The organism is Hymenobacter tibetensis (assembly GCF_022827545.1).
In the GTDB taxonomy this organism is placed as follows: domain Bacteria; phylum Bacteroidota; class Bacteroidia; order Cytophagales; family Hymenobacteraceae; genus Hymenobacter; species Hymenobacter tibetensis.
The window spans coordinates 3,641,338-3,662,657 of sequence record NZ_CP094669.1; the positions used below are offsets into that span (position 1 = coordinate 3,641,338).

The 21,320-nt window shown below is 57.6% G+C and carries 23 protein-coding genes; 11 read left to right on the forward strand and 12 right to left on the reverse strand.

Annotated features, from left to right (window positions below; translation table 11 throughout):
* Positions 1-42: 42 nt before the first annotated feature.
* The 4 genes from MTX78_RS14465 to MTX78_RS14480 form a co-directional block, all read right to left on the reverse strand.
* A complete protein-coding gene (locus MTX78_RS14465; protein WP_243795564.1) occupies positions 43-1,107 on the reverse strand; it encodes a chemotaxis protein CheB in 1,065 nt (354 codons plus the stop codon).
* A 123-nt stretch (positions 1,108-1,230) separates the two neighbouring features.
* Positions 1,231-2,292, reverse strand: coding sequence for a fatty acid desaturase family protein (locus MTX78_RS14470; protein WP_243795573.1), 1,062 nt, complete (start codon positions 2,290-2,292; stop codon positions 1,231-1,233).
* Between the two features lie 6 nt (positions 2,293-2,298).
* Entirely contained in the window at positions 2,299-2,550 is a 252-nt protein-coding gene (locus tag MTX78_RS14475) for a hypothetical protein (protein ID WP_243795581.1), read from the reverse strand.
* 363 nt (positions 2,551-2,913) lie between these two features.
* Positions 2,914-3,567: a response regulator gene (locus tag MTX78_RS14480; protein ID WP_243795583.1), complete on the reverse strand. Its 654-nt coding sequence runs from the start codon at positions 3,565-3,567 to the stop codon at positions 2,914-2,916.
* A 470-nt stretch (positions 3,568-4,037) separates the two neighbouring features.
* Here MTX78_RS14480 and MTX78_RS14485 point away from each other — a divergent pair, with 470 nt between their 5' ends.
* Positions 4,038-4,511: a hypothetical protein gene (locus tag MTX78_RS14485; protein WP_243795585.1), complete on the forward strand. Its 474-nt coding sequence runs from the start codon at positions 4,038-4,040 to the stop codon at positions 4,509-4,511.
* A gap of 158 nt (positions 4,512-4,669) precedes the next feature.
* Here the strand turns inward: MTX78_RS14485 and MTX78_RS14490 are convergent, their stop codons facing one another.
* The 3 genes from MTX78_RS14490 to MTX78_RS14500 form a co-directional block, all read right to left on the reverse strand.
* Positions 4,670-9,217, reverse strand: coding sequence for a CheR family methyltransferase (locus MTX78_RS14490; RefSeq protein ID WP_243795587.1), 4,548 nt, complete (start codon positions 9,215-9,217; stop codon positions 4,670-4,672).
* 120 nt (positions 9,218-9,337) lie between these two features.
* Positions 9,338-9,484, reverse strand: coding sequence for a hypothetical protein (locus tag MTX78_RS14495; protein WP_243795589.1), 147 nt, complete (start codon positions 9,482-9,484; stop codon positions 9,338-9,340).
* Positions 9,485-9,501: 17 nt separating this feature from the next.
* Positions 9,502-9,801 carry a chemotaxis protein CheB gene (locus MTX78_RS14500; RefSeq protein ID WP_317258948.1) on the reverse strand — a complete coding sequence of 100 codons (300 nt, stop codon included), beginning with the start codon at positions 9,799-9,801 and terminating at the stop codon, positions 9,502-9,504.
* Between the two features lie 603 nt (positions 9,802-10,404).
* Between MTX78_RS14500 and MTX78_RS14505 the strand changes: the two genes are divergently transcribed.
* The 3 genes from MTX78_RS14505 (at position 10,405) to MTX78_RS14515 (ending at position 12,943) form a co-directional block, all read left to right on the forward strand.
* The gene (locus MTX78_RS14505) at positions 10,405-11,013 is read left to right on the forward strand and encodes a BLUF domain-containing protein (RefSeq protein ID WP_243795591.1); all 609 of its coding nucleotides are present in this window, start codon (positions 10,405-10,407) and stop codon (positions 11,011-11,013) included.
* A gap of 542 nt (positions 11,014-11,555) precedes the next feature.
* Positions 11,556-11,795, forward strand: a complete 240-nt coding sequence (locus MTX78_RS14510; protein WP_243795593.1) for a hypothetical protein — start codon at positions 11,556-11,558, stop codon at positions 11,793-11,795.
* Positions 11,792-12,943 carry a PAS domain-containing sensor histidine kinase gene (locus MTX78_RS14515; protein ID WP_243795594.1) on the forward strand — a complete coding sequence of 384 codons (1,152 nt, stop codon included), beginning with the start codon at positions 11,792-11,794 and terminating at the stop codon, positions 12,941-12,943. The genes MTX78_RS14510 and MTX78_RS14515 overlap by 4 nt, the downstream gene beginning before the upstream one ends.
* A gap of 694 nt (positions 12,944-13,637) precedes the next feature.
* On the opposite strand, the gene MTX78_RS14520 is transcribed toward MTX78_RS14515, so the two are convergent.
* A complete protein-coding gene (locus MTX78_RS14520; protein WP_243795597.1) occupies positions 13,638-14,375 on the reverse strand; it encodes an SDR family NAD(P)-dependent oxidoreductase in 738 nt (245 codons plus the stop codon).
* 191 nt (positions 14,376-14,566) lie between these two features.
* On the opposite strand from MTX78_RS14520, the gene MTX78_RS14525 reads away from it, so the two are divergent.
* The 4 genes from MTX78_RS14525 to MTX78_RS14540 all read left to right on the forward strand — a co-directional run bounded on the left by MTX78_RS14525 (position 14,567) and on the right by MTX78_RS14540 (position 16,474).
* A complete protein-coding gene (locus MTX78_RS14525) occupies positions 14,567-14,935 on the forward strand; it encodes a winged helix-turn-helix transcriptional regulator (protein WP_243795599.1) in 369 nt (122 codons plus the stop codon).
* A gap of 127 nt (positions 14,936-15,062) precedes the next feature.
* A complete protein-coding gene (locus MTX78_RS14530) occupies positions 15,063-15,962 on the forward strand; it encodes an arginase family protein (protein WP_243795606.1) in 900 nt (299 codons plus the stop codon).
* 5 nt (positions 15,963-15,967) lie between these two features.
* Positions 15,968-16,165 (forward strand): sensor histidine kinase, encoded by a 198-nt coding sequence (locus MTX78_RS14535; RefSeq protein WP_243795608.1) that lies wholly within the window; start codon positions 15,968-15,970, stop codon positions 16,163-16,165.
* A gap of 111 nt (positions 16,166-16,276) precedes the next feature.
* A complete protein-coding gene (locus MTX78_RS14540) occupies positions 16,277-16,474 on the forward strand; it encodes a hypothetical protein (protein WP_243795610.1) in 198 nt (65 codons plus the stop codon).
* A 114-nt stretch (positions 16,475-16,588) separates the two neighbouring features.
* On the opposite strand, the gene MTX78_RS14545 is transcribed toward MTX78_RS14540, so the two are convergent.
* A complete protein-coding gene (locus MTX78_RS14545; RefSeq protein WP_243795617.1) occupies positions 16,589-16,924 on the reverse strand; it encodes a hypothetical protein in 336 nt (111 codons plus the stop codon).
* A gap of 115 nt (positions 16,925-17,039) precedes the next feature.
* On the opposite strand from MTX78_RS14545, the gene MTX78_RS14550 reads away from it, so the two are divergent.
* Together MTX78_RS14550 and MTX78_RS14555 are read left to right on the forward strand one after the other, a co-directional pair.
* Positions 17,040-17,798 carry a DUF72 domain-containing protein gene (locus MTX78_RS14550; protein WP_243795619.1) on the forward strand — a complete coding sequence of 253 codons (759 nt, stop codon included), beginning with the start codon at positions 17,040-17,042 and terminating at the stop codon, positions 17,796-17,798.
* A 133-nt stretch (positions 17,799-17,931) separates the two neighbouring features.
* Complete coding sequence (locus MTX78_RS14555) at positions 17,932-18,333, forward strand: AraC family transcriptional regulator N-terminal domain-containing protein (protein WP_243795621.1); 402 nt, start codon at positions 17,932-17,934, stop codon at positions 18,331-18,333.
* 18 nt (positions 18,334-18,351) lie between these two features.
* On the opposite strand, the gene MTX78_RS14560 is transcribed toward MTX78_RS14555, so the two are convergent.
* A complete protein-coding gene (locus MTX78_RS14560) occupies positions 18,352-18,660 on the reverse strand; it encodes a hypothetical protein (protein WP_243795623.1) in 309 nt (102 codons plus the stop codon).
* On the opposite strand from MTX78_RS14560, the gene MTX78_RS25445 reads away from it, so the two are divergent.
* Complete coding sequence (locus MTX78_RS25445; RefSeq protein ID WP_394805617.1) at positions 18,604-18,732, forward strand: helix-turn-helix domain-containing protein; 129 nt, start codon at positions 18,604-18,606, stop codon at positions 18,730-18,732. The two genes, MTX78_RS14560 and MTX78_RS25445, sit on opposite strands and share 57 nt — an antisense overlap.
* Before the next feature lie 376 nt (positions 18,733-19,108).
* Here MTX78_RS25445 and MTX78_RS14565 read toward each other — a convergent pair whose 3' ends face one another.
* Positions 19,109-19,903, reverse strand: coding sequence for an SDR family oxidoreductase (locus tag MTX78_RS14565; protein ID WP_243795625.1), 795 nt, complete (start codon positions 19,901-19,903; stop codon positions 19,109-19,111).
* Between the two features lie 178 nt (positions 19,904-20,081).
* Positions 20,082-20,939: a helix-turn-helix domain-containing protein gene (locus MTX78_RS14570; protein ID WP_243795627.1), complete on the reverse strand. Its 858-nt coding sequence runs from the start codon at positions 20,937-20,939 to the stop codon at positions 20,082-20,084.
* Positions 20,940-21,320: the final 381 nt, after the last annotated feature.

The following is a 21,320-nucleotide window of genomic DNA, read 5'->3' on the forward strand; positions in this document are numbered from 1 at the left end:
AGCAGCGGTAGGTCAGCGGGCAGCAAGTGGAAGTGAAGGGGCTTACTCCAACTTGGTGGAGTAGAATTGCAAGTCGCCGCTCAGTGCTTCCTGTTTCTGGATAGACTCATGCATGAGGCGAGCCTGCAAGCCCACCTCGTCGGCTTTCTCGAAAAACAGCTGGGCTACGTTGGCTTGTTTTTCGTCCTGAAAATGCGTGCCCAATTGGTCGAGCAGCATTTTGGTTTCTTCTAGCCCGCGCATAGACTGATACAGCATGCTTTCCACCGACTCGGTCACTTCACTGAGCAACGAGCTGACGGTGTAGGCATGCCCCGTGTGGCAACGGTAGCGAATGACCTTGCCCTCGATAAGCTGCGTAAGCGCGCCGTGGCAATCGGGGCAGGTGAAGGCAGTAAGCTTGCCTTTCTCGATGATGCCTAACTCGAAGCCACCACCTTCTTTGGCAATAGTGAGTTCAATCTTTAGCAGGTCCAGTTCGGCGGCGGGCAGGCGAATTTTGGCGGGCGTGGGTTCTTGCGTAAGGCGCACCAGGAGGCTTCCTAGCCGGGATAGGGGCACTAGGTGATCGGCTGTTACAAACGCCAGGGCGTTAGTGGGCATGGCCGGCTGCTCGGCGTCTTGTGGGTCCTGCACGATGGCCAGTCCACCCATACGCTGCACCGACCAGAGGCCGGAGGTGCCGTCGTCTAGGTAGCCAGTGAGCACTACGCCCAGCACGCGGGGGCCGTAGGTGTAGGCGGCCGAGCGAAACAGGGCGTCGATGGACGGCCGGAAGCGGTTTTCTTTCGGGCCCCGGGCAACGAGTACCCGGTCGTCTTCCAGCAGCAAGTGGTGGTCGGGTGGAGCCAGGTATATGACGCCGGCCCGCACAGTCTCGCCATTTTGCGGGTGTTTGGCCTCCAGGGCTGACACCGAGTTCAGCAGCTCGGGCATGATGCTGGGCGAATCGGGGGCCACATGCAGCACCACAAAAATAGGGGCCGGGAAATCAGCCGGTAACGTTTTGGCCAGGGCCAGCAGTGCCGTCACGCCCCCGGCCGAAGTACCGATGACCACAATATCCCGGTGGTGGCGGCCCTTTTTAGGAGAGGGCAGTGCAGGCATAGCGCTCAGATGTAAGAAGTAAAAATTGGGCCATAGACCAGGGAAACACGCCTGCTCCTATTCACTTACACTAAAAACAGCAAGGCTTTACGAAGACGTAATCCTGGCCGGTAATCAGCCACGCTATGCCGGGACCAATACCGGGCGTGGCAAGCGCTGGGTTCTGCTGCGCAGCAACGCTACCACTTCCTCTTCGGTCCGGTGCGGGTCGTGCAACTCCACGAAATGACGGGCCAGCAGATCGTAGCGCTGACGCATCAAGTAGCTGAACACGTGTAGAAAGTGAATGCCATCAAACACAATCGCATCGTAACGGGCGTACTGAGCCAGGTTCGCACGAAAGTGCGCGGGATGATCAGTCCAGTGCAACGCTGGTTTGAGGTGATGACTGATATGATAGCCGTCATTCCAGCACGCGTGATTGTAGGGCGTGTTGATGCAGGTGACGCTGTTAGTATAGCAGTTCTCGGGACTGTGGGCCGCGATGAAGGCATGCTGCGTCCAGTTACCGAGCATCATCACCACCCGCGCAATCACTAGCGGCAGTACCAGCACCACCAGCGTCGCTGGTAAGTTGAGCCAGCCTAAGCCCAGCGTAACCACTACGTAGGTTAGTTCGCCCCGCAGGAGGCGGCGGCGCAAGGTGGTCTTGTGGCGCCGGGTGAAATAGCCTACTAAGCGGGCCACGCCCAGCAGCAAAAAGTCGCCGAGGTAGTGCAGAAAGCTCACCAGCGAGTCGCGCTGGTAAAACATAGTCGAGCTTTCATCCTCCGGTGAGTTGTTTTCGGGGTGGTGCATGCCCAAGTGGTGGGTGAAGTAGCTTTCGGGCGTCTGCCCGAACAACGGGCCTATCACCCACGGCACGTAGTGATTAAGCCACCCGTACCTTTTCTTGAACAGTACCCGGTGGGTGGTACAATGCAGCATCAGGCCGAACGGCCCTTTGAAGCGTAGATTACCCAACAGCGTGTACACGCCCGCCACCACCCACCACGCCGGGCCTGGCAGCCCTGGCACGAAAAGCAGAACCGCCAGAGGCACCATAGTGCCCGATAGGTGCAGGAGCAGATACACAAACGGCATGTCCCGCTCATCCTGCACGTAGCCACGCAGCCAGCGATGCAGGCGTGAAGGCCCAGTTGGTGGGTGATATTCTGGATCCGTTAGAGAGGTTAGTAGCTTCATCTCTCGTCAGTCAGTGAAGGAAAAAAATGCACTGAGCTTCAGATCCTGCAGGCAGTGGCGCAACACGGGACTCGCATTGCGTAGCCAGACAGTAGCCCCACTTCGCCGCAGGATGAGCAACTGCGATACCAGAAAGCAGATGCCTTGCGTGCGTTGGCTGGGCAACGCACCACAGTCGACTAACAAGGGAGTGGATAAAGGACCTAGGATGCGCACCAGATGCGCCGCATCTACCACGGCAAGGTTTACTGGCAGCATAGCGCCCGCTGCTATAGCAGACGGATTAGTAAGAGAGGGTAGCACAGCATTGGCAGCTAAGGATGTGAGACCGGTACAAGCCTACTGGTGCCACTTTTGGGCAGCAACCAACACTATCTGGCTAGAGGTATACCGTGTGCTTGAATAATGATACACCACCAGAACAGCTAGCTCTGGAAGGCAACACAAAGAAACAGAACGACCCTCCTCCCCTACCTCGCTAAAATACGGGGTTTTGTTGCTGGTAAATGCGTGGTTTTTTCTGCGTATTTATCGGCTGCGCTACCCATTTTCTACCTGCTTATCTACGTATTGCTTACGGGTGAGTCTGCGCCCTGCTTCACCCGGTAGTAGCGCCACCACTTATTGTTGCAGCCAGCCTTGTTCCATAGCGTGCTTAATCAACGCAGGAGTGTTTTTGATGCCGGTTTTTTCCAGTAAGTTTTGCCGGTGGCTTTCCACCGTTCGCTTACTGGTGAAAAGCTTATCCGCGATTTGCTGGTTGGTTAGCCCGTTGGCAACCAATTGCACAATCTCTCGCTCGCGAGGCGTCAGGTAGAAGGCACTCTTAGAAGAACTTGTGGGGCCTTCGGCTTCATAAGCCAGCAACTTTTCAAGCGTGCCCAAGCCAATTTCCGAGCACAGAAAACGCTTACCGGCTGCCACCGCTTGGATTGCCGCGAAAATCTCGCTCTTATCCGCGTTTTTGAGCACGTAACCGTGGGCTCCCGCGGCTAGCACTTCCCCTACGGTGCGCTCGTGCGTATTCATCGACAAAATCAGGATGCGCAGAAGCGGGTACTGCTCTTGCAACTTATGCGTGGTCGCCAGCCCATCCAGTACGGGCATATTTAAATCCATCAGCACGACGTCGGTGGGCACGGTAGGCAATTGGTCTAACAGCTCCTGCCCGTTGGCCGCTTCGCCCACCACTTCTAGCAGGGGCATAGCGGTTAGCACCGATTGCAGGCCGTCTCGCACAATAGCGTGGTCGTCAACGATAAAAACTCGAATCATAAGGGAGAAGATAGGGAAAAGAGAGCCGCAGAGTACTACGGGTGTCGTGTTCAGAAGTGGAAGTGACGTACTGGGGCTGGCTAGCTGGTCAGTGGCAGTATACAGCATACGCAAGCCCAGCCGTTTGGGCTAGCATCAGGGCCGAAATGCAGGCCGTCCAGTTCAGTCTGCAGCCCTACCTAGGTGGGTATAGAGGCCTCTTAGCTGAACAGGTGAGCCGGCAGCACAGCGGGTCTGTTGCTCCTAGCAAGCTAGCGGGACGGTAGGGAGACGGCAAATGGGATGTAGCGGGCAAGCGGCTTGCGTAAAAACCGCAGTGATATGTGACGAGAATACGGAGATAGAATTCGTATTTGTCTCCTTGCGTAGTGCCTTACTGCTTTTCAACTTTGCACCTGCACAGTAGCCGATATAACGTCATAGTTAGCAAGGTGTTGGCTCTTATTTATTTGAATATTTTAATATTATCCATGCTGCTTGATTCGCTACAATTCGGTTCCGGGGGTACTTGCGTGCTTCACTACGAGGAGTCGGAGCACTGGCTGTACGCCACCTGGAGCGGGCTTATTGGTGACCACGAGGCCATGCAGGGCGCCCTCAGTTACTTAGATAAAGTAGCAACTCATCCCAGTGCTTTTCTACTTAATAACAACTTGGCCTTAAACGGCCCTTGGTTTAACTCCGCCGAATGGCTCGAACACGCCTGGCTGCCCCAGGCCCAGCGGCTAGGTCTCCGCTATATTGCGCACGTAGTGCAAGCAGATAAGGGGGTAGATATTCTCACCCTCGCCAGTTCCCACCAGCTGAGCGGGTCGCTTGAACTGCAACTGTTTTACGACCTAGCGGAAGCAAAGGACTGGCTGCACAGCTGTCGGCACCAAGTGGCCCCACCCACTACAGCTAGCTACTCTTTTACAGGAAAAGCGGCCAGTTCAGGAAGCTAAGTGGTTGAAAAGGCCCACAGCACGGCCCGCTCAGCTCCCTGATTAGTAGACGAATACCGATTTTTTTTGAGTCTTAGTAGACTCCAGCTACAGACTACACGCGTGAGGGGCCTTCCGTAACGGGCCTACCGTTGGACCACTGATGGAAGAATTGCCTGCTAGCTTGCCCCAGTACTTGGAATCCGGACGGTTACTTGCGTACCTGTACTGGTATCAGGAGTATGCAGAGAAAAGGTGCCGTTTAGCAGGTTCACCCGGTCCTTGATTGTACGCAGTCCAATCCCGGCCGATTTGCTGCGTTCCGGGCTCACTCCTTTGCCGTTATCACGGACTTTCAGCGTTACATCGCCATCCTCCTGTACTAACAGAACATCGGCGCTAGTAGCTTCCGCGTGTTTCGTCACGTTGGTCAGCAATTCCTGGCAAATGCGGTAAACGGCAACCTCCAAGTACGGCTCCAGCCGATTCTCCAGCCCCACTATTTCGCAATTCACACGAATCCGCGTCTGGCTGTAATTCTGGCATAAATCTCGTATGGATTTGGCTAAACCAAAATTGTTTAGCGTAGCAGGCACCAGCTCGTGTGAGACCTTTCGAGTTTCCTGAATGGCTTCATCTAAGAGTTGGTTGGCACCCCGAAAAATTTCCTTTGGTACCAGCGTAGCCAACCGGTCGAAGTTGAGTTTTGTGGCGAATAACAGCTGTCCTACCCCATTATGCAACGACTCGGCGATGCGGCGGCGCTCTTCCTCCTGAGCATCCAGAATACCCAACAAGAGGGCTTTCTGCTGATTGAGCCGCATTTGCAGGTTTTCTTCTTCCAGGCGTTTTATTTCCGACACATCCAAATCGAGGCCGAGCATCTTCACCGGCTCTCCGTGGTCGTTGCGCAGCACCACTGATTTAATCCGGAAGGTATGTACTTGGTCGTCTATCAGCAGGTGCAGCGTTTCGTCCAGCGGCTCGTGCTTCTCCCGAACTTGTTGTATCAGCTTTTCGGCTAGGGGCTTTTCGGCTTCCACAACATAATCCAGGTAGATTTCTGGGCTTACTGCGTGGGTAGCGGGCAACCCGTACAAGCGGTACATGCCGGTGCTCCAGACGGTTTCGCCGCTCGCAATGTCGTACTCCCAACTGCCCATCTGCGCCACTTCTTCGGCTTGCTGCAGTTTGGCCAAGCTCTTTTGCAAGATCTCCGTGCTCTGGTTTAATTGTGCCGTTCGCTCCTGTACCTGCTGCTCCAAACCGACGGATAGTTGTTCGAGGGTTTGAATAGCCCGGTGCCGTTCCACGAAATCAGCCGCCATCCAGGCCAGCAAGTCAAGCAGCCGCAACTCGTGCTCGGTGGGGCGGTGGGGCTGGCGAAACTGGTTGCTTAAAACTCCTACCAAGCCACTGCTGCGAGTGATGAGCGGAACGGAGTGCAGGGCCCGAATGCCGGCCGACAAAGCCACTTCTCGGTCTTGGGTGCTCAGCAGGGGCGCATACGCTTCAATATCTTCAATGATCAGCCGGAGCTGATCCCGACGAGTTGCATCACCGACGGGCTTAAATCCTTCGTGCAAAAAGTGCTGAATAAAGCGGTTGTTTTCCTCGTAGCCGTGGCAGGCGTATAGTTCCAGGCGCTGGCCATCGTCGCTAAGCAGCTGCACACAGCCGCGGTCGGTATTCGTAAAGTCGCAGGCCAGGGCCACCATTTCCGTTAAGGCCACTTTCAGGTTGGTTTCGGTGGCTAGCTTCGTGTGCAACTCATGGAGCCGCTGCATGCCCGCCAGGTCGGACGCCACCGCTGCTTCGGCTTGTCTGCGGGCACTCATGTCGATGGCATACTCGGCGATGGTGCCGTCGCCCAAATCAGCGGCCACAAACATCAGCCAGAGCCGGGAGCCGTCCTTGCGGAAATACTCTTTCTCGTACGGGCCGCCCCGCCCGGTTTGCCGCAACTGGGCCATGACCTGCTGGCTGACTTCCACGTGCTCCGCGGGAGTGAAGTCCAGCCAGGTGAACGTGCGGGCCTCGAACTCCGAGCGGGTGTACCCGACCATCTCCAGGAAGGCATCGTTGACTTGCAATAGCGTGTCCGTGTAATCGAACGTCAGCATGCCCACGCTGGGCACATTCACCATGCGCTGCAACCGCTGTTCGCTGGCCTGCAAGGTTTCCTCAGCCTGCTTGCGGTCGGTTATGTCGAAAAGCGTAATCACCACGCCATTAATCCGGTCGTCAGCCGTGCGATACGGCAACAGGCGCATTAAAAACGCCCGGTGGTCGGTGGTTTTCACTTCGCGCTCCAGCAGCGTAAGCTTCTCTAAGACAGTTTGGGCGTCGGGCAGCAACTGGTCGTATTGCAGCCGATGGGTGATATCGGAAATAGGACGCCCATAGTCGGACGGAATCAGGTTGAAAAGCTGCTGAGCGGCCGGGGTGTACAACCGAATGCAGAAAGCACGGTCCAGGAAGATGGTGGCTACGCCGGCCGAATGGATTAGATTTTGAAAGTTGTTGCTGGTAACACTTATTTCCTCGATTTTCACTTTCAACTCCTGGTTGACCGTGCGCAACTCCTCGTTCATCGATTGAAGCTCTTCCTTGCTGGTTTCCAGTTCTTCGGCGGCCGAGCGCAACTCTTCGTTGACAGCTTGAAATTCCTCGTTCGACGCCTTCAGTTCCTCCGCCTGGTATTCGTACTGCTCCGCAGAATAGCGGAGCTGAGCTTTCACTTGGATCAACTCTGCTTCTAGTTGCCGGGCAATGGGCTCATCCGATGGGAGCCCCCCCTTTTCCTCGGGCGCTTGCTGTTCGTTCGGTTCAAAAATTACCAGGAGGAATCCTTTGGCCGTGTCGCCCGCTTTGGTAACGGGTTTAACGCGGATGGTTACCATCTGGCGTTCCCCATTTTTATTCCAAAGCACGTTGCGGGCTTCCATGATGGTTTGCAGCTGCACTGCTTGGTGCAGCACCGAGCGGAGTGCCAGCCGTAGCTCAGGCCGGATGAGCTTGAGCAGGTTCTTGGTGGGCTCCCCGCCCGAAAACTCCAGAAAGCTGCCCACCCTCTCGGACATGTGCAGGATGTCATACTCCTCGTTTACCACCAAAGAAGGGGGCGCGTACTGCTCCAACAGCTTCTGGTGCAGCTCTCCCAACGACAACCGGGTTAGGTGGCGGCTCTCGGCCTCGAGCAGCGTAAGTGAAGCCGGCGGCGTAGCGTGTAAGGCGGCCGGCACCGATTCGGGCAGTGCGTAATGGGGCATGGCCACTTCGCGAGACCGGTAGATGTGATTCTCTCGACTAACGGTGGCATACAAGTCGCTGGTGCCATCCACCGATTCAGAAGAACCCAGGAACAGGAAGCCGCCTGGTTTCAGCGCGAAGTGAAACGTTTCCATGACCCGCTCCTGAGCCGTGGAATTCAAGTAAATCAACACGTTGCGACACGTCACTAGGTCCAAGCGTGAAAAAGGCGGATCCTTCAAAAAATTGTGATTGGCAAACAACACCATTTCGCGGAGCTCGCGCTGCACGCGGTAGTTATCGCCTTCTTTGGTGAAGAAACGCAGTAGGCGTTCCGGCGACACATCGGCGGCATCATTAAGGGTATAGAGCCCTTCGCGGGCAGCAGTGAGGGCGGCCTCGTCGATGTCGGTAGCAAATATTTGCACTTTAGGTGCATCCAGTACGTCCAAGGTTCTCTCAGCCACCAGCATGGCCAGGGAATACGCCTCTTCCCCGGTGGCACAGCCAGCAACCCAGATGCGTACCGCGCTATCCGCCTTTTTGTGGTGAAAGATGGCCGGTAAGACATCCAGTTCCAGGGCTTGGAAAGGCTTTTTATCCCGGAAAAAGTTGGTTACTGAAATCAACAGGTCTTTCAGTAAGGCCTGGCTTTCTTCCAGATTTTGCTGCAAAAAGACGGCGTAGCTTGGCAGGTCGGGCAGACTGCGAACGTTGATGCGACGCTCAATCCGGCGTAATAGCGATGCCTGTTTATAGTTCGAGAAATCATGCCCGGTGCGCACGCGCAAGTGGGTGAATATTTCGCGCAGGGCTACTTGTTGCTGCTCTGCCCGGTCCTCCACGGCATTTGGTATTTCTACCGTGCCTAGGCTATTGCGGTACGCCAGTATCCGGCCGGGGATTTCCGCCACCGGCAACACTTCATCAATCAGGTCGGTGGCAATTGCGTTGCGGGGCATTTCGTTAAATTCCGCTTCCCGAGGATTTTGCACGTACGCAACTCCTCCTCGCTCTTTCACCCGTTTCAGCCCCATCGACCCATTCGCCCCCGTTCCCGATAACACCACGCACACGGCGCGCGCGCCGTACGAATCGGCTAGGGTCCGGAAAAAAATATCCACGGGCGCCCGCCTTTCTTCCACGTACAGATTGAGAGAAGGCACAATAGTGTCTCCTTCCATCATCAGATGCTGGTTGGGGGGCACCACATAGACGTGATTTGGCTCTATGGTCACTTTTTCCGTCACTTGCGTAACGGGAATGCGAGCTACGGTCTGCAGTACCTGCGCTAGCTGACTGTCGTGGTCGGGGGAGAGGTGGAGAATGACCACATATGCAAGAGCGGAATCTGCGGGCACGCGCTGAAAAAACTCCTGCAGTGCCTGAATACCACCGGCCGAGGCTCCCAGGCCCACAACAAGGAAGTTTTGGGGCTGTTCGGCCATAAAGTCGGTAGATTCGATAGATTCCATATTGGTTGTCTTTTGTTTCAAACGCCCACCGGCCCGTTACCTCTGCAACTGGTCCGAATGGTCAGATAGGTGCTGTAAAGTATATAGTACCCTTGCTCATCTCTCACTTGCTGGCTGATGCTAGTGGTAGTCAATTGCTTGTGGTTGAAAAACGATCTGGCGTTCGGCTGCTTGCGCCTTTTCAAAGTACAGAGCAGCTAGTTTGGGCTGGTTTTGTTCGGCGTAGTCGTCGCCCAGGTTGTTAAGCGGTAAGATACTTTCTTCCACGTCCCGCATGGCACTGCCTAGCGTGTCTTCAATTCGCTCGTCTCGGTCACTGCTTCGGCAATTCGCCGTACCAGCAACGAAGCCGTTTCGGCAATCGGCACTTGATAGTCCACCTCTACGACAGCTAGGGCACTTTCGGGCATAGAGGACACGCTTAATTCCTGCACGATGGCAATGCCGCCCCGGCTTTTTACTGTCCCTAAGCCGGCCATACCATCATCCAAGGCGCCAGATAGTGTAATGCCAATGACCTGGGAACCATAGCTAAAGTCTGCAGAACGAAATAGCGGGCCAATCGCAGGCTGTTCCCCGCACAGGCGCCGATAAAGACGATATTTCGTTTGTACAAAGTCTGAATTACTCTATAAGTTGAGCAAATATTGCAATAAGCGCTGGCTTCTAGCCCGTAAACTACCCGAAAGCAAAACACCAGGCGCTTTGAAACGCTACGGTAGAGCAATACTCTTTCAAGTGGTAGTTCGATTTGTTTGCACCGCCTTTAGGCTGGGCAGGTTGAAAAAGAACCCTTATACGGGTTCTTGCGCCTGCAATAAGGCTGTTGCTTTATCCGCCGTAAAGTTCCCAGCTGTATACTCGTCAAGTAATCTCAGTTCGTAAGCAGTGGGAGCAGGATTGTGCCCTCCTTTATAGCTGCATCAGAAGCACCAGCAGGAACGGGACTAGCGTTTGCGGCCTCCCAACGGCCATGCGCGCAGCTTGGCGCAGTTGTTTATTCGCTATGGGCGAGGCGAGTGGTCCTTGACCGATTATCTGTGTGAAGTCGAGGATCGTGCTGAGCAGGTGCGTGCAAGCGACACAGGCTTTTTCTGGCCTTGGCTGGCCTCACAGACTGGCTACTTGAAGCGAAGGGCCACATATCCGTATTTCTAACGTATGAATCCGGCTTTATTGCGTGCGGGTTGCTCGTATACACCGTAATGGCTGACCCTACTTTCCCCTATGAGGCGGCTCGCCGTCGCGCCGTTGCGGCCATGATTCGCTTTCTGGCAGACACCCCGCTGGCTCCCTCACGCTATGAACGGCAACTGCTCTTGCGCTACCAGGAAGGCAAACTCACGATTGACCAGGTGCTGGCCTTGCTCGAGACGAGCACCTATCACGTCTTCTACCGCAGCCGGGCGACGTTTGGCGTGACGGTGGCCGACGTGGAGGCCCTGGTTGAGTGGTCGCGCAACTATAACGCGCAGCATCAGCTCACGGGCCTGCTCTTGTATAGTGAGGAACAGTTTGTGCAAGTGATTGAAGGCGAGGAAGCCGCGGTGCGCGCCCTTTTCGCCCGCATCCAGCAGGACGCACGCCACCGACAGGTGGTGACTTTGAGCGAAGGCCCGGGTCCGCAGCGCCTGTTTGCCGAGTGGAGCATGGCCTGGGGCCAGGTGGATCCCGTCGAACTTACCCAAGTTCTCGGCGCCGTGGAAAGGCAGATCCTATTGCCGGAATCCATCACGGACCCGCACCTGCAACTGCTGCTCCATGCCTTCCACCTAGTTGAACCGGATGCGGAGTAAAGGAATGGCAACAACGATCGTGTCCCAGTTCCTGTACCACCGGCCACGTAAAAAGCGCATTCCGCCGACTGCTGTCACCCCTTTTTATATGTATATGGCCCTTTGGGGAACATGGCGTATGCTGGTCCCCACTTTTCCCTGCACCGAGCACTACGAGACCGGCCTGCAGGTGTCTTAAGACCACCACTTTACCGTGTAGTTTGAATATAACCCCGCCTGTGCTCGGGTGCACCTGTGCGGCCAACACGGGGACATCTACTTTGACTCGGAGCAGAAAGTGCCCCAAGAAGCAGTAGAGATACCAAAACTCGTCCTGGCGTTCTTGCGACAGGCCTAGCGCACTTCTATGGTATGTTTTCCAAATAGGATAATGGAAAGCAACAGCATGCGAGCCAAGGGCAGCTTAAAATGGCTATTCAGTAAGTCATAGTCGCTGTCGCAGAACGCTCTATCCTACTTGTGGCGGTGCTCGTAGCAGGTAAATACCGGGCCAGAAGTAGGGCCTAGACCAAGAAGTAACGCGCTTTCGCTTCTGTGTGCGCGTGCCGCTACCCAATGTCCATGGCCGGTCGGCCGAACTGGTCGACTGGCGTTTTCTCTACCCGGAGCCCAAGCCCACTACAGCCCCACGGGGCAGCCCTCGCTCGACCCGGTCGCCTTTCTCAACCCCTGTACTGGTAGGGCGGCTGGAGAACCTGGTCCGTGACCGACGGCTGATTGAGCACGGTGCCGTGCGCCTCGATGATGAGGTAGACGAGGCATTGCCGAGCATTCCATCTTGAAAGAGATTAAGAGCGAAACCGAGCGAAAAGGCCTATCTTTCGTACACATCATTGTCAACTTCATGTCGGACTTCGCCGCCTTGTACTGGGAACAGGCGGAAGCCAGTCCCCAGGTGCACTTTGTCTACGACGTGGCCGCCGCCCGCGTCCTGTTTGTCAACGCAGCCTACGAAACAGTCCTAGGCGGCCATCGGGAGGCGGTCAACGCCGAGCTGCCCGCCTTGCTCGATCGGTTACACCCCGACGACCGAGCCTATCTGGTGCAGTATTGGCAGGTGCTGGTGCGCGGTCAGGTCACGGACGAAGTGGAGGTGCGGTTCTTGCGTCCCGGCCAGCCCGAGCAGACCTTTTGCCTAACGCCCTACTGCTCGGTCAACGGTGCCGGTTCTGTCCTGATCTGCGGGGCGTTGCGCGATATTAGCGCAGCCAAGAGCTACCAGCGCAACGCCGACGCCTTCAACGCGCGCAAGAACGCGGCCCTGGAAATCCTCTCCCACGACCTGGGCGGCTCGTTCGCCATGGTGCAGCAAATTACCGACTACCTCGTTATGGAAGTGGCGGTGACAGCCGACAGCCAGGCCGCTCAGCTGCTGCAGGTGCTGGCCACCACCAGCCGCAACAGCCTGAAGCTGATCCGGGACCTAGTGGCCATCGAATTTTTGTCGGGCACCAGCGCCGCCCTCCAGCTGGAGCGGGTAGAGGTGGGCGCGGTGCTGCGCGAACCGTTAGCCCAGTTGCAGCTGGGGCAGGGGGTACTGGGCTTTCACTTCCAGTACTCCCTGCCCCCCGAGCCGGTGTACGCCCAGCTTGATGTGAACAAGTTCAATCAGGTGCTCACGAACCTGGTCAGCAATGCGTTTAAGTTCACGCCCGACGGCGGGCAGGTCACGGTGCAAGTCGAGGCGAGTTCGGGGTGCGTGCGCTTCCACGTCCACGACGACGGGGTAGGCATTCCGGCGGCTCTGCAGCCCCACTTATTTGAGCGCTTTACTCCCGCCCGCCGCCCGGGGCTGCGGGGCGAACCCACCACGGGTCTGGGTTTATCCCTGTGCAAGACGATTGTTGACTGGCATCGCGGCACGCTTACGGTCGTGAGCGCCGAGGGGGAAGGCAGCACGTTCACCGTGGAAATACCGCAGGTCGGATAGGTCTCTAGCGGCGAGGAGAGTAAATACCTAATGTGCCCCCTCTAGAGCGCAAGCGCTTGCTTTTCGTGCTTACGGATCCGGTCTTGTCTCACTCGCTGCTGGCGGGGGCATACTACTCAAGCTGGAGAGGAAAGGCAAATTTAGATCAAGGTCGTCTCCCGATGCTTTGCGAACTGAGATGTCTTTGAGCGTAGTATAGCCCATCAGGCTGGCTCATTCTTGAAAAGCACGAAGCAGCACGGCCAGCAGCATGAGGAGTCATCGTGCGCACTAAATGGGTTTGCAGATACGTCGAGCGGTTCTCGGAAACCAGATTTCTCGGGAACAGTTTCTGGTGAATATTCTAATACGTACCCTATTTGAATGCGGTAGTTGCCATTCTAACGGTCCCTAAGGGCATCCAAAATCTCATAGGTTTTAGAGCCCGCGGGTTGAACTACCTATTCAGGGACATGGCTTAGAATCGGGGCTAAAACGTGGGGCCAGAAAGAAAACCGGGGGTGTCTTTCTGGCCCTCGCTTTCTGACCTGCTATAACGAAGCCCGTTGATTCTGCCCGCGTTTCGACCGTCGACCCGAAGCGGGACCCGCTGTCTACGGCCGGGTGCCACGGCCGCGGTAACCGCTTCCGCAACCCCCCGCAGGCCGCGTGGCCCTGGCCCGAGAGTGGAGTTACTTGCCCTAGGTTGGCAGGCCTACCAGCCTAATGGCTGGCCATCTCGAAAGAACCCCCCGGTGGGACCGTCATCGGGCAGGGTGGCCGCCCACACAATGCTGGCCGCGCCCTCCGGCACGGGCCGGGCGCCGTAGTCGGCGAAGCCCGGCTGCGTGGCCACAAAGCCGGGACACACGGCATTAACCAAGATGCGGTCGGCCCGCAGGTCTTTGGCGAGCTTGGCGGTGAGGCCATTGAGGGCTAACTTGGTCAGCGCGTACACGTTGACCGTGGGCTGGGCCGAGTTCGTCAGGCCCCAGACCGGATCCGAGAAAGAACCCATGCCGCTGGAAACATTCACAATGCGCCCGTGCGGGCTGTGCCGCAACAACGGCAATAGGGCCTGCACCACCCGCCAGGGGCCGAACACGTTGGTGGCAAAGCGCTGCTGCGCCGCGGGCAAGTCCACCGGCGCGGCCGGGTCCTCCGCCGGCAACAGCACGGCCGCGTTGTTAATCAGCACATCCAGCCGCCCGACGTGTTGGGCTACCGCAACGGCTAGTTGCGTCGCACTGTCGTCGCTGCACACATCCAACGCGTGCGCCGTAACGGACAAGCCTTCCTGCTGGAGTTGGCGGGCTAGGGCGTCCGCTTGGGCGGCGTGGCGAGCCGTCAGCAGAACGTGATAGCCGCGTTGCCCGAGTTGGCGGGCGGTTTCATACCCTAGGCCCATGGCCCGGCTTACGCCGGTGATCAGGGCAACTGGTGAAGTGTGCATCGGTACGGAAAAAAGAGGGGTAGATAAGAGAGAGCAACGCAGTTTGGGCTCTCCGACGACGAAGGGGCACCGTGCTATGCCGACTCGCCGCGTAGTTGTCACGAACTGCAGTTGCGTTCACAAACCTACGCGCCTACTTTTGCTGGTGCGAGTACTGCGAAAATTGTTAGGTACTAACAAAAAAGGAAGAAATGCGCAAACAGACCTCTACGAACACCCTTAATCGACAGCGCACCATTGACATGTGCGGCATGGCCTATGCCTTAACCGTGGTGGGTGGGCGGTGGAAGCCCAGTATTTTGGCCCGGCTGCTGCACGAAAAGCTTCGCTACAGCGCGCTACGTGACCAGCTGACGGGTATATCCGAACGCATGCTGGTGTTGCAGTTACGTGAGTTGGAGCAGGACGGCATTGTCCGGCGCATTGTCCATGCCGAGGTGCCCCCGCGGGTAGAGTACGAGCTGACCGAGCGGGGACAGTCCTTGGGGCCGGTGTTGCGCAGCCTGGCCGACTGGGGCCGCGCCAATCGTCCCGCTCCTGAACCGGTGGCCGCTACCTGAAGTAACGGCTGGCAAAGGGTAGACCTTTGGCAGGTCGGCTAACAGCAAGTGCCAGAACTGTTCATCGAGACACCCCGACCGCAAACGCGTAGTGTTATTTTATTTCCCCCGCTGCAAGAAGGCCTTTATGCGTACCGTTCATCTAATTGAAGCGCCTAGTAACCTCGGCCTACAAGAGTTGATTCCTGGGGTGCCACCGGCTGTGGACCGGCTACCCGGGTGGCTCCAGCAGTGGGGTTTTTACGACCTGCTCTCCCCGCGCCACGTCCATTCTGTCTCGCCGCCGCCTTATGCCAGGGAGGTAGACCCGGTAGGCGTACGCAACGCCGATGCGATTAGCCACTATTCTCAGCAGTTAGGGGCTTGCATCACGCAGGTGATTACGCAGCCGGGGTTTGCCGTCGTCCTGGGCGGAGACTGCAGCATCTTGCTCGGCATCGCGCTGGGCCTGAAGGCGGCCGGCACGTACGGGCTGTTTTTTTTGGATGGGCATACGGACTACGCCACCCCGGAGCGCTCAGCCACGGGGGGCGCGGCGGGCATGGACCTGGCGCTGGTGACCGGCAGCGGCCCTGCTAAACTCAGCAACCTGGACGGACAGTCGCCCTACATTCAGCCCCGTCACGCGTGGAGTGTTGGCAACCGGGATGCCGACGAGGCCGATGTGGCCGCCCTGCAGGCCTCCCCGATCCAGTACGTCGACTTGGCGGCCCTGCGCCAGCAAGGACCAGCGGCCTGGGCGGCCGCTTTTCTAACGGACATGGCCCAGCAACAGCTTGATGGCTTCTGGATTCACTTCGACGTGGACGTGCTCGCCGACGAGCTTATGCCGGCGGTAGATTCCCCCCAGCCCGGGGGGCTCACGTACACAGAACTGACTGCGCTACTCCTTCCTTTGCTGCACTCCGGGCACGCGGTGGGGCTCGACATCACTATTCTGGACCCCAGCTTAGACCCGACGGGCGCCATCACCCGCCGGTTTGTGGAGGCGCTCTCCCCCCTTATGGCGGCCCTAGCGTGCGAGTAGATTGCGTGGACAGCACTCCCAGCAAGCTGCACCACACCCTCTTCGACAAGTTCAACTCCAGTCGCCGCGCCGGGCTGCAGGGCGAAACCACTACGGGCCTGGGCTTGTTCATTGCCAAGCAAATCGTGGAGCTGCACGGCGGCCACATCTGGCTGGAGAGCCGGGAGCAAGAGGGCACCACGTTCTTCATTGAAATAGCGTAAGCGCGGGGTACTCTATGGCTACAAACGGGTGCCTGGAAGCCTGTGGGAACGACTAGTTGCTTCTACCCTACCCGTATTTCATGTTGGCCGGGGTTGCTTTCTTCGCTTGCTATGCTTCCTGGTTACCGCCCCCCGTCCACTCAATGGTACAACGACACGGTCCTGGTGCTGTTGTTGTGCGTGCTCGTATTGCCTCTGGGGCTGTACGGGCTATGGAAATCGAGCGCGCTGCTGCCGCCGTTCAAAGCCATTGTGGTGGGCTGCTTGGGCTATCTGGTATATTATCTTACGGTTTGTGGCCCGATGTAATCTGTTCTCGGGCTGTTCGATGCGCACCGAATGGCTGGCAGGTTAAGTACAGAGGTCTTGGATAGTTCGTAAAAGGTCCCAGTAAAGTGTCCAACGAGAAGCTACCTTTCTTCCCTACTGTCCCACTGTCTGATTACCCCACGTAGGCTGTACCAAGCCGGCGCTCATCGGTCGCATAGCAGATGTTGAGCCGGCACGTTGTTTTAGATATAGTCGCTCAACGAAACAAGCTGCTGTATAGCCTAGTGGTAGTGAAACGGCTGCTACACTCACTGAAGGAGTAGGTGTAGCAGCGTTGTCATGGCCGCGTGTAACGACGTCGGTGAGGCAGCGCGTGCTCAGGGGGCGCTGGTCGGGCAAGCGCAGCAGGGCGCCCGCGTAGAAGCGCAGCTCGTTGCCTTCGGCGGCGGGCAGGCCCTTCGAGCGGCAGCCCCCTGCCTGGCCGGCCAAGAGAGCTACTAGGACAAGCAGGTGATACGTTGGGACCCCGTGAGGAGGCGTCTGGGGTAAAACGCCGAGGCACCGTGGCACGTTATACCCCGAAACTCCCGTATAACTCCTTCCCATGCCTGCCCTCCTTGGCACCCTGCGCACTGGCACCAGCGGCATCGTTGTGCCCGGCCCAAAGGCCACCTTTCCCGAGGCCTACCAGGCGACGAGCCGCCTTACCTATTATGCCACCCTGTTTAACTCGGTGGAGATTAACAGCACTTTCTACCGCCTACCCCAGCCCAAAACGTTTGCGGCCTGGGCCGCTGAAACCGGCCCTGGGTTTGACTTTACCCTCAAGCTTTGGCGCGATATCACGCATACTAAGGCGCTGGCCGAGGACCTCTCCGGCCTGGTCCGCTTTCTAGAGGCCGCACGGGAGTTGGGCCCCAAAAAGGGCTGCCTGCTCCTTCAGTTCCCGCCCAGCAACACCATTCGCCAGCTACACGCAGTCAGGGCCCTCTTGCAGGCGCTTGCCGCGGCAGACCCCGCCCACGAGTGGCGCAAAGCGGTGGAGTTTCGTCACCCAAGCTGGTATGCCGAGGATACGTTTGAGCTGCTGGACCACCACGGCGCCAGCCTAGTGCTACACGACAAAGGCCCCGCCCGAAACGCCCAACTCAACGAGGGGGCAGACTTTGTTTATATGCGCTTCCACGGCCCGCAGGGAAACTACCGAGAGTCCTACGAGCGCGACTTTCTGCATGACCAGGCCGAACAGATACACGACTACCTCCAAGAAGGAAAAGACGTATATGCCTACTTCAACAATACCATGGGCGCCGCTTTTGACAATGCCCAAGACCTGTCCCGGCTGGTAGCGGAGCGGGCGTGAGCCGTACGACTCGCGTCCGGGGCAGGATGGCGCTGGTTTCCAGGGCCAGGTCGCGGTAAACCACGGCACGGGCTTTCTCCTGCGTGAATCTGCCCCTTCCTCGAACAGCGAGTCCACGAAAGCCGCTATTTCGTTGCTACGCTACCGCACGCAAACGCCGGCCGCCCGCGCCCGCGTGCTGTTGCCACAGCACATGTTCACCTTTCTGCTGACAGGCGAAAAAACGGTGCACTTTGCCGGCGCCCAGGTCACCATTCAGCCGCAGCAGTTTGTGCTCCTGGTGGCGGACAACTGCCTGATGAGTGAAAAGGTGGCGGCTCCGGCCACCGAATACCATAGCCTGCTGTTGCTCTTCGACCACCAATTGCTCACTGATTTTTATCACCGCCATGCTGCATGGCTTGGTCCGCCCACCAAGCAGGCGGCGAGCCAGCCGTTTCTGCGGTTCGAGCAAGATGCCTTTCTCACCCATTTTGTGCAGTCGCTGGACTGCTTGCTCAGGGAGGGAGCTCCGCTACCCCCCCCGCCCTTGTAACGCGTGAAGCTGGAGGAGTTACTGCTGTACCTGGCCCTCCAGTGCCCCGGGCAGCTCCAGCAACTGCACAGTGTAGGCCAGGAGGCCCACGAGGAGGTACGGGTCCGGCAAGTCGTTACTGCGCATATCGGCAGTCCGGTTGCCGTCGAGGAACTGGCTTTTCTGTGCCATATGAGTCTGTCCACCTTCAAGCGCCGCTTTGCCTAACTCTACGGCAGTAGCCCGCGCCGCTGGCTGCTGGCGCGGCGGATGGAAAAGGCGGCCACCCTGCTGCGTCAGGCAGACCGCACTGTGCAGGAGTTGTCCGACGAGCTCGGCTACGAGCATCTGTCCAGCTTTAGCCAGTCCTTCAAGCAATTCTACGGCGTGACCCCCAAGCAATATCAAGGAGCAGGGTAGCGGCCTCGTCCAGCAACGCGGCTCACCTCGAGCGTCACCATCCTGGCAACCCGATGCCTTCGCGTGTACATCCGCCCATTCGGAAGAAGAACTGCCCCACTTCTAGTGGAAAACACTTGCCTGCTGGGCTACCCTTCGTGCGCCTATAGCTGGCTTTAATTACACTAGGTAATCTACAAGTCGCATCTGGGGTTCTCTTGGTAAATGGACATACTCTTACGCTAAGCGTTCGGGCACCTGCCGCCCCGCGCTGATGAGCCTAGAATTGTTAACGAAGTAGCCTTACGCCAGCCGCTGAAATAGATAGGCTCCTGCCGACGGGCTGAACTCCACAGGGTTGTCGGTCGACCTTGCGGAGTTCAGCCCTTACGCACCTTTAGACCACGGGCACAGTACCCCCATCAATCAAATAGTTGGCGCCGGTCAAGTAAGATGCGGCGGGGGAAACCAGAAAATGGACCAGTGAAGCAACTTCCTCCGGTTCCGCCATGCGCCCCATGGGGATGCCGCCGGCTTGCGTCGCCATTCGCTGAAAGGCTTCCTCCGGACTGAGGCCGGAACTGGCCGCAACCTTCTGCACAAGTCCCTGCATCAGCGGCGTGTTGGTCGCCCCGGGCGAGACGGTCAGCACGCGGACGCCTTGGGGGGCCAGTTCGTTCGAGAGGGCTTTGCTATAGGCATTGAGCCCCGCTTTGGACACGGCGTACGCCAAATTGTGATACCATACGGGCTTTACCCCCGCCACCGACGAAATGTGGATAATCACCCCGCTTTTTTTCGCCAGCATGGGGGGGAGCAGCGCGCGGTCCAGCCGAATGGTAGCCAGCAAGTTAAACTGCAACTCCTGCTCCCAATCGTGGTCCGTTAAGCGGCTAAAGCCCCCACTAGGCGCCGTCACGCCACCGATATTGTCGACGAGAATATCCAGGCCGCCAAACGTGTCGTGGATGGCCTGGGCGAGGTGCTGTACCTGTTGGGGCTGGGTTAGATCGGCTTCGATGAAGTGATGGCCCGAATTAGTCTCCCCAGGATGCTGGCGGGCGGTGATGATCACCCGGGCTCCTGCCTCACTTAATTTGTTGGCAATGGCTTTGCCAATGCCTTTGGTGCCGCCCGTAACCAACGCCGTTTTACCGGCCAGGTCGTGGTACTGCTGGTGGTTGCTTTCCATCTGATTCATCCGGTGTTTGCTCTAATACAGACGCAAAGTTCCGGGCCTTCACCACCAAGCGGGTAACAGCAATCAATCGAAAAAGTATACAAAACATGCCAGGCCCACCCCTTCCCGCCAGCTGCCCCACCCCAGCCAGCTATGGTGCGCCGAAGAGCCAGCAAGACACGCGGCGCGCTTAGGCCTTGTGGCGGAGGGAGAGGGGCGTAACGCCAGTGTGCTTCTTAAAGAAGGTATTGAAATAGGTAGGATATTCGAAGCCGAGGCAATAGCCAATGCTGGCCACGCTCCAGTCGGTGTGCTGCAGCAGCGCCTTGGCCTCGTCTAGGATGCGGCCGGCAAGGTGGGCACTGGTCGGCTTGCCCGTCACCTGCTTGACAGCTTTGTTAAGGTGATTGACCTGCACGGCCAGCCGGTCGGCAAATTCCTGCGGTGTTTTCAGGGGCAGCTGCTGGCTCGGCAGTTCGATCGGAAACTGGCGCTCGAGCTGTTCCAGAAACAGCGCCGTGAGGCGGGTCGCGGCGTTCTGCGGCTGGAAAATCGGATCCGCCGGCTGCAAGTGCAGCGCCTCGTGAATGAGCAGCTGCACATAGGTGCGCATCAGGTCGCCCTTGAACGGATAGTCCCCGGCCTGTTCGGCCAGCATCTTTTGAAATATCCCCCGGACGTAGTCCGCTTGTGGGGCCGGGAGTTTAAACAGGGGCGACTGGTGCCGGCTTTCCGACCGGTCGGCGCCTTTCACAAACTCCTCGGTAAACAAGCAGGCGTAGGCGTGTAGCCGGTTGGTGCGCAATTCCAGCGAATAGGGAATGTGCGGATTGGCAAAGAACAGGTATGAACCATCCAGCTCCAGACGGTGGTGCGCGTAGCGCAGCACACACGTACTCTCCAGCCACAGCACTTTGTAATAATCACGTCGGTTGAATATCTGCGCCGCTAGCAGGGGCTGCTGCGCCGGCGGCAGCGTCAGGTTTTTCTCGTACACCTTAAAGCCTTTCAACTGTAAATCGATGAGGGAAGAAAGGGTAGGGTTCATGCGGTAAAAGGACAGAAAGGGCTAGATAGGTGTTGTGAAACGACTGGGACAGCACCCAGCGTAGGGCAAGAGTCAGGACCCGGTCTACGATCCAACATCTACGAGCACGCTGAGGCGTTTTGTAAACGCCTAACCCTCTGCCAAAGTACCACAATGTAAGGCTAGGGCAGTCGGAACAAATACCGTCATTATTGCAAGGTGAGTCCGAGAACCCCTATTATAGTCAATAGAAGATACTGAGAGCCGGCCTAGCGAGTCTGCTTGGACATTTTGTAAAGGACGCCTTATAAAGAGTCCAAGGCTGTTGTGTGTCGGATTAGGTAACGGGATACTGGCAATAAGGGGCCCTTATCGGGTGCAGTTGATACACCAGCATTTCGG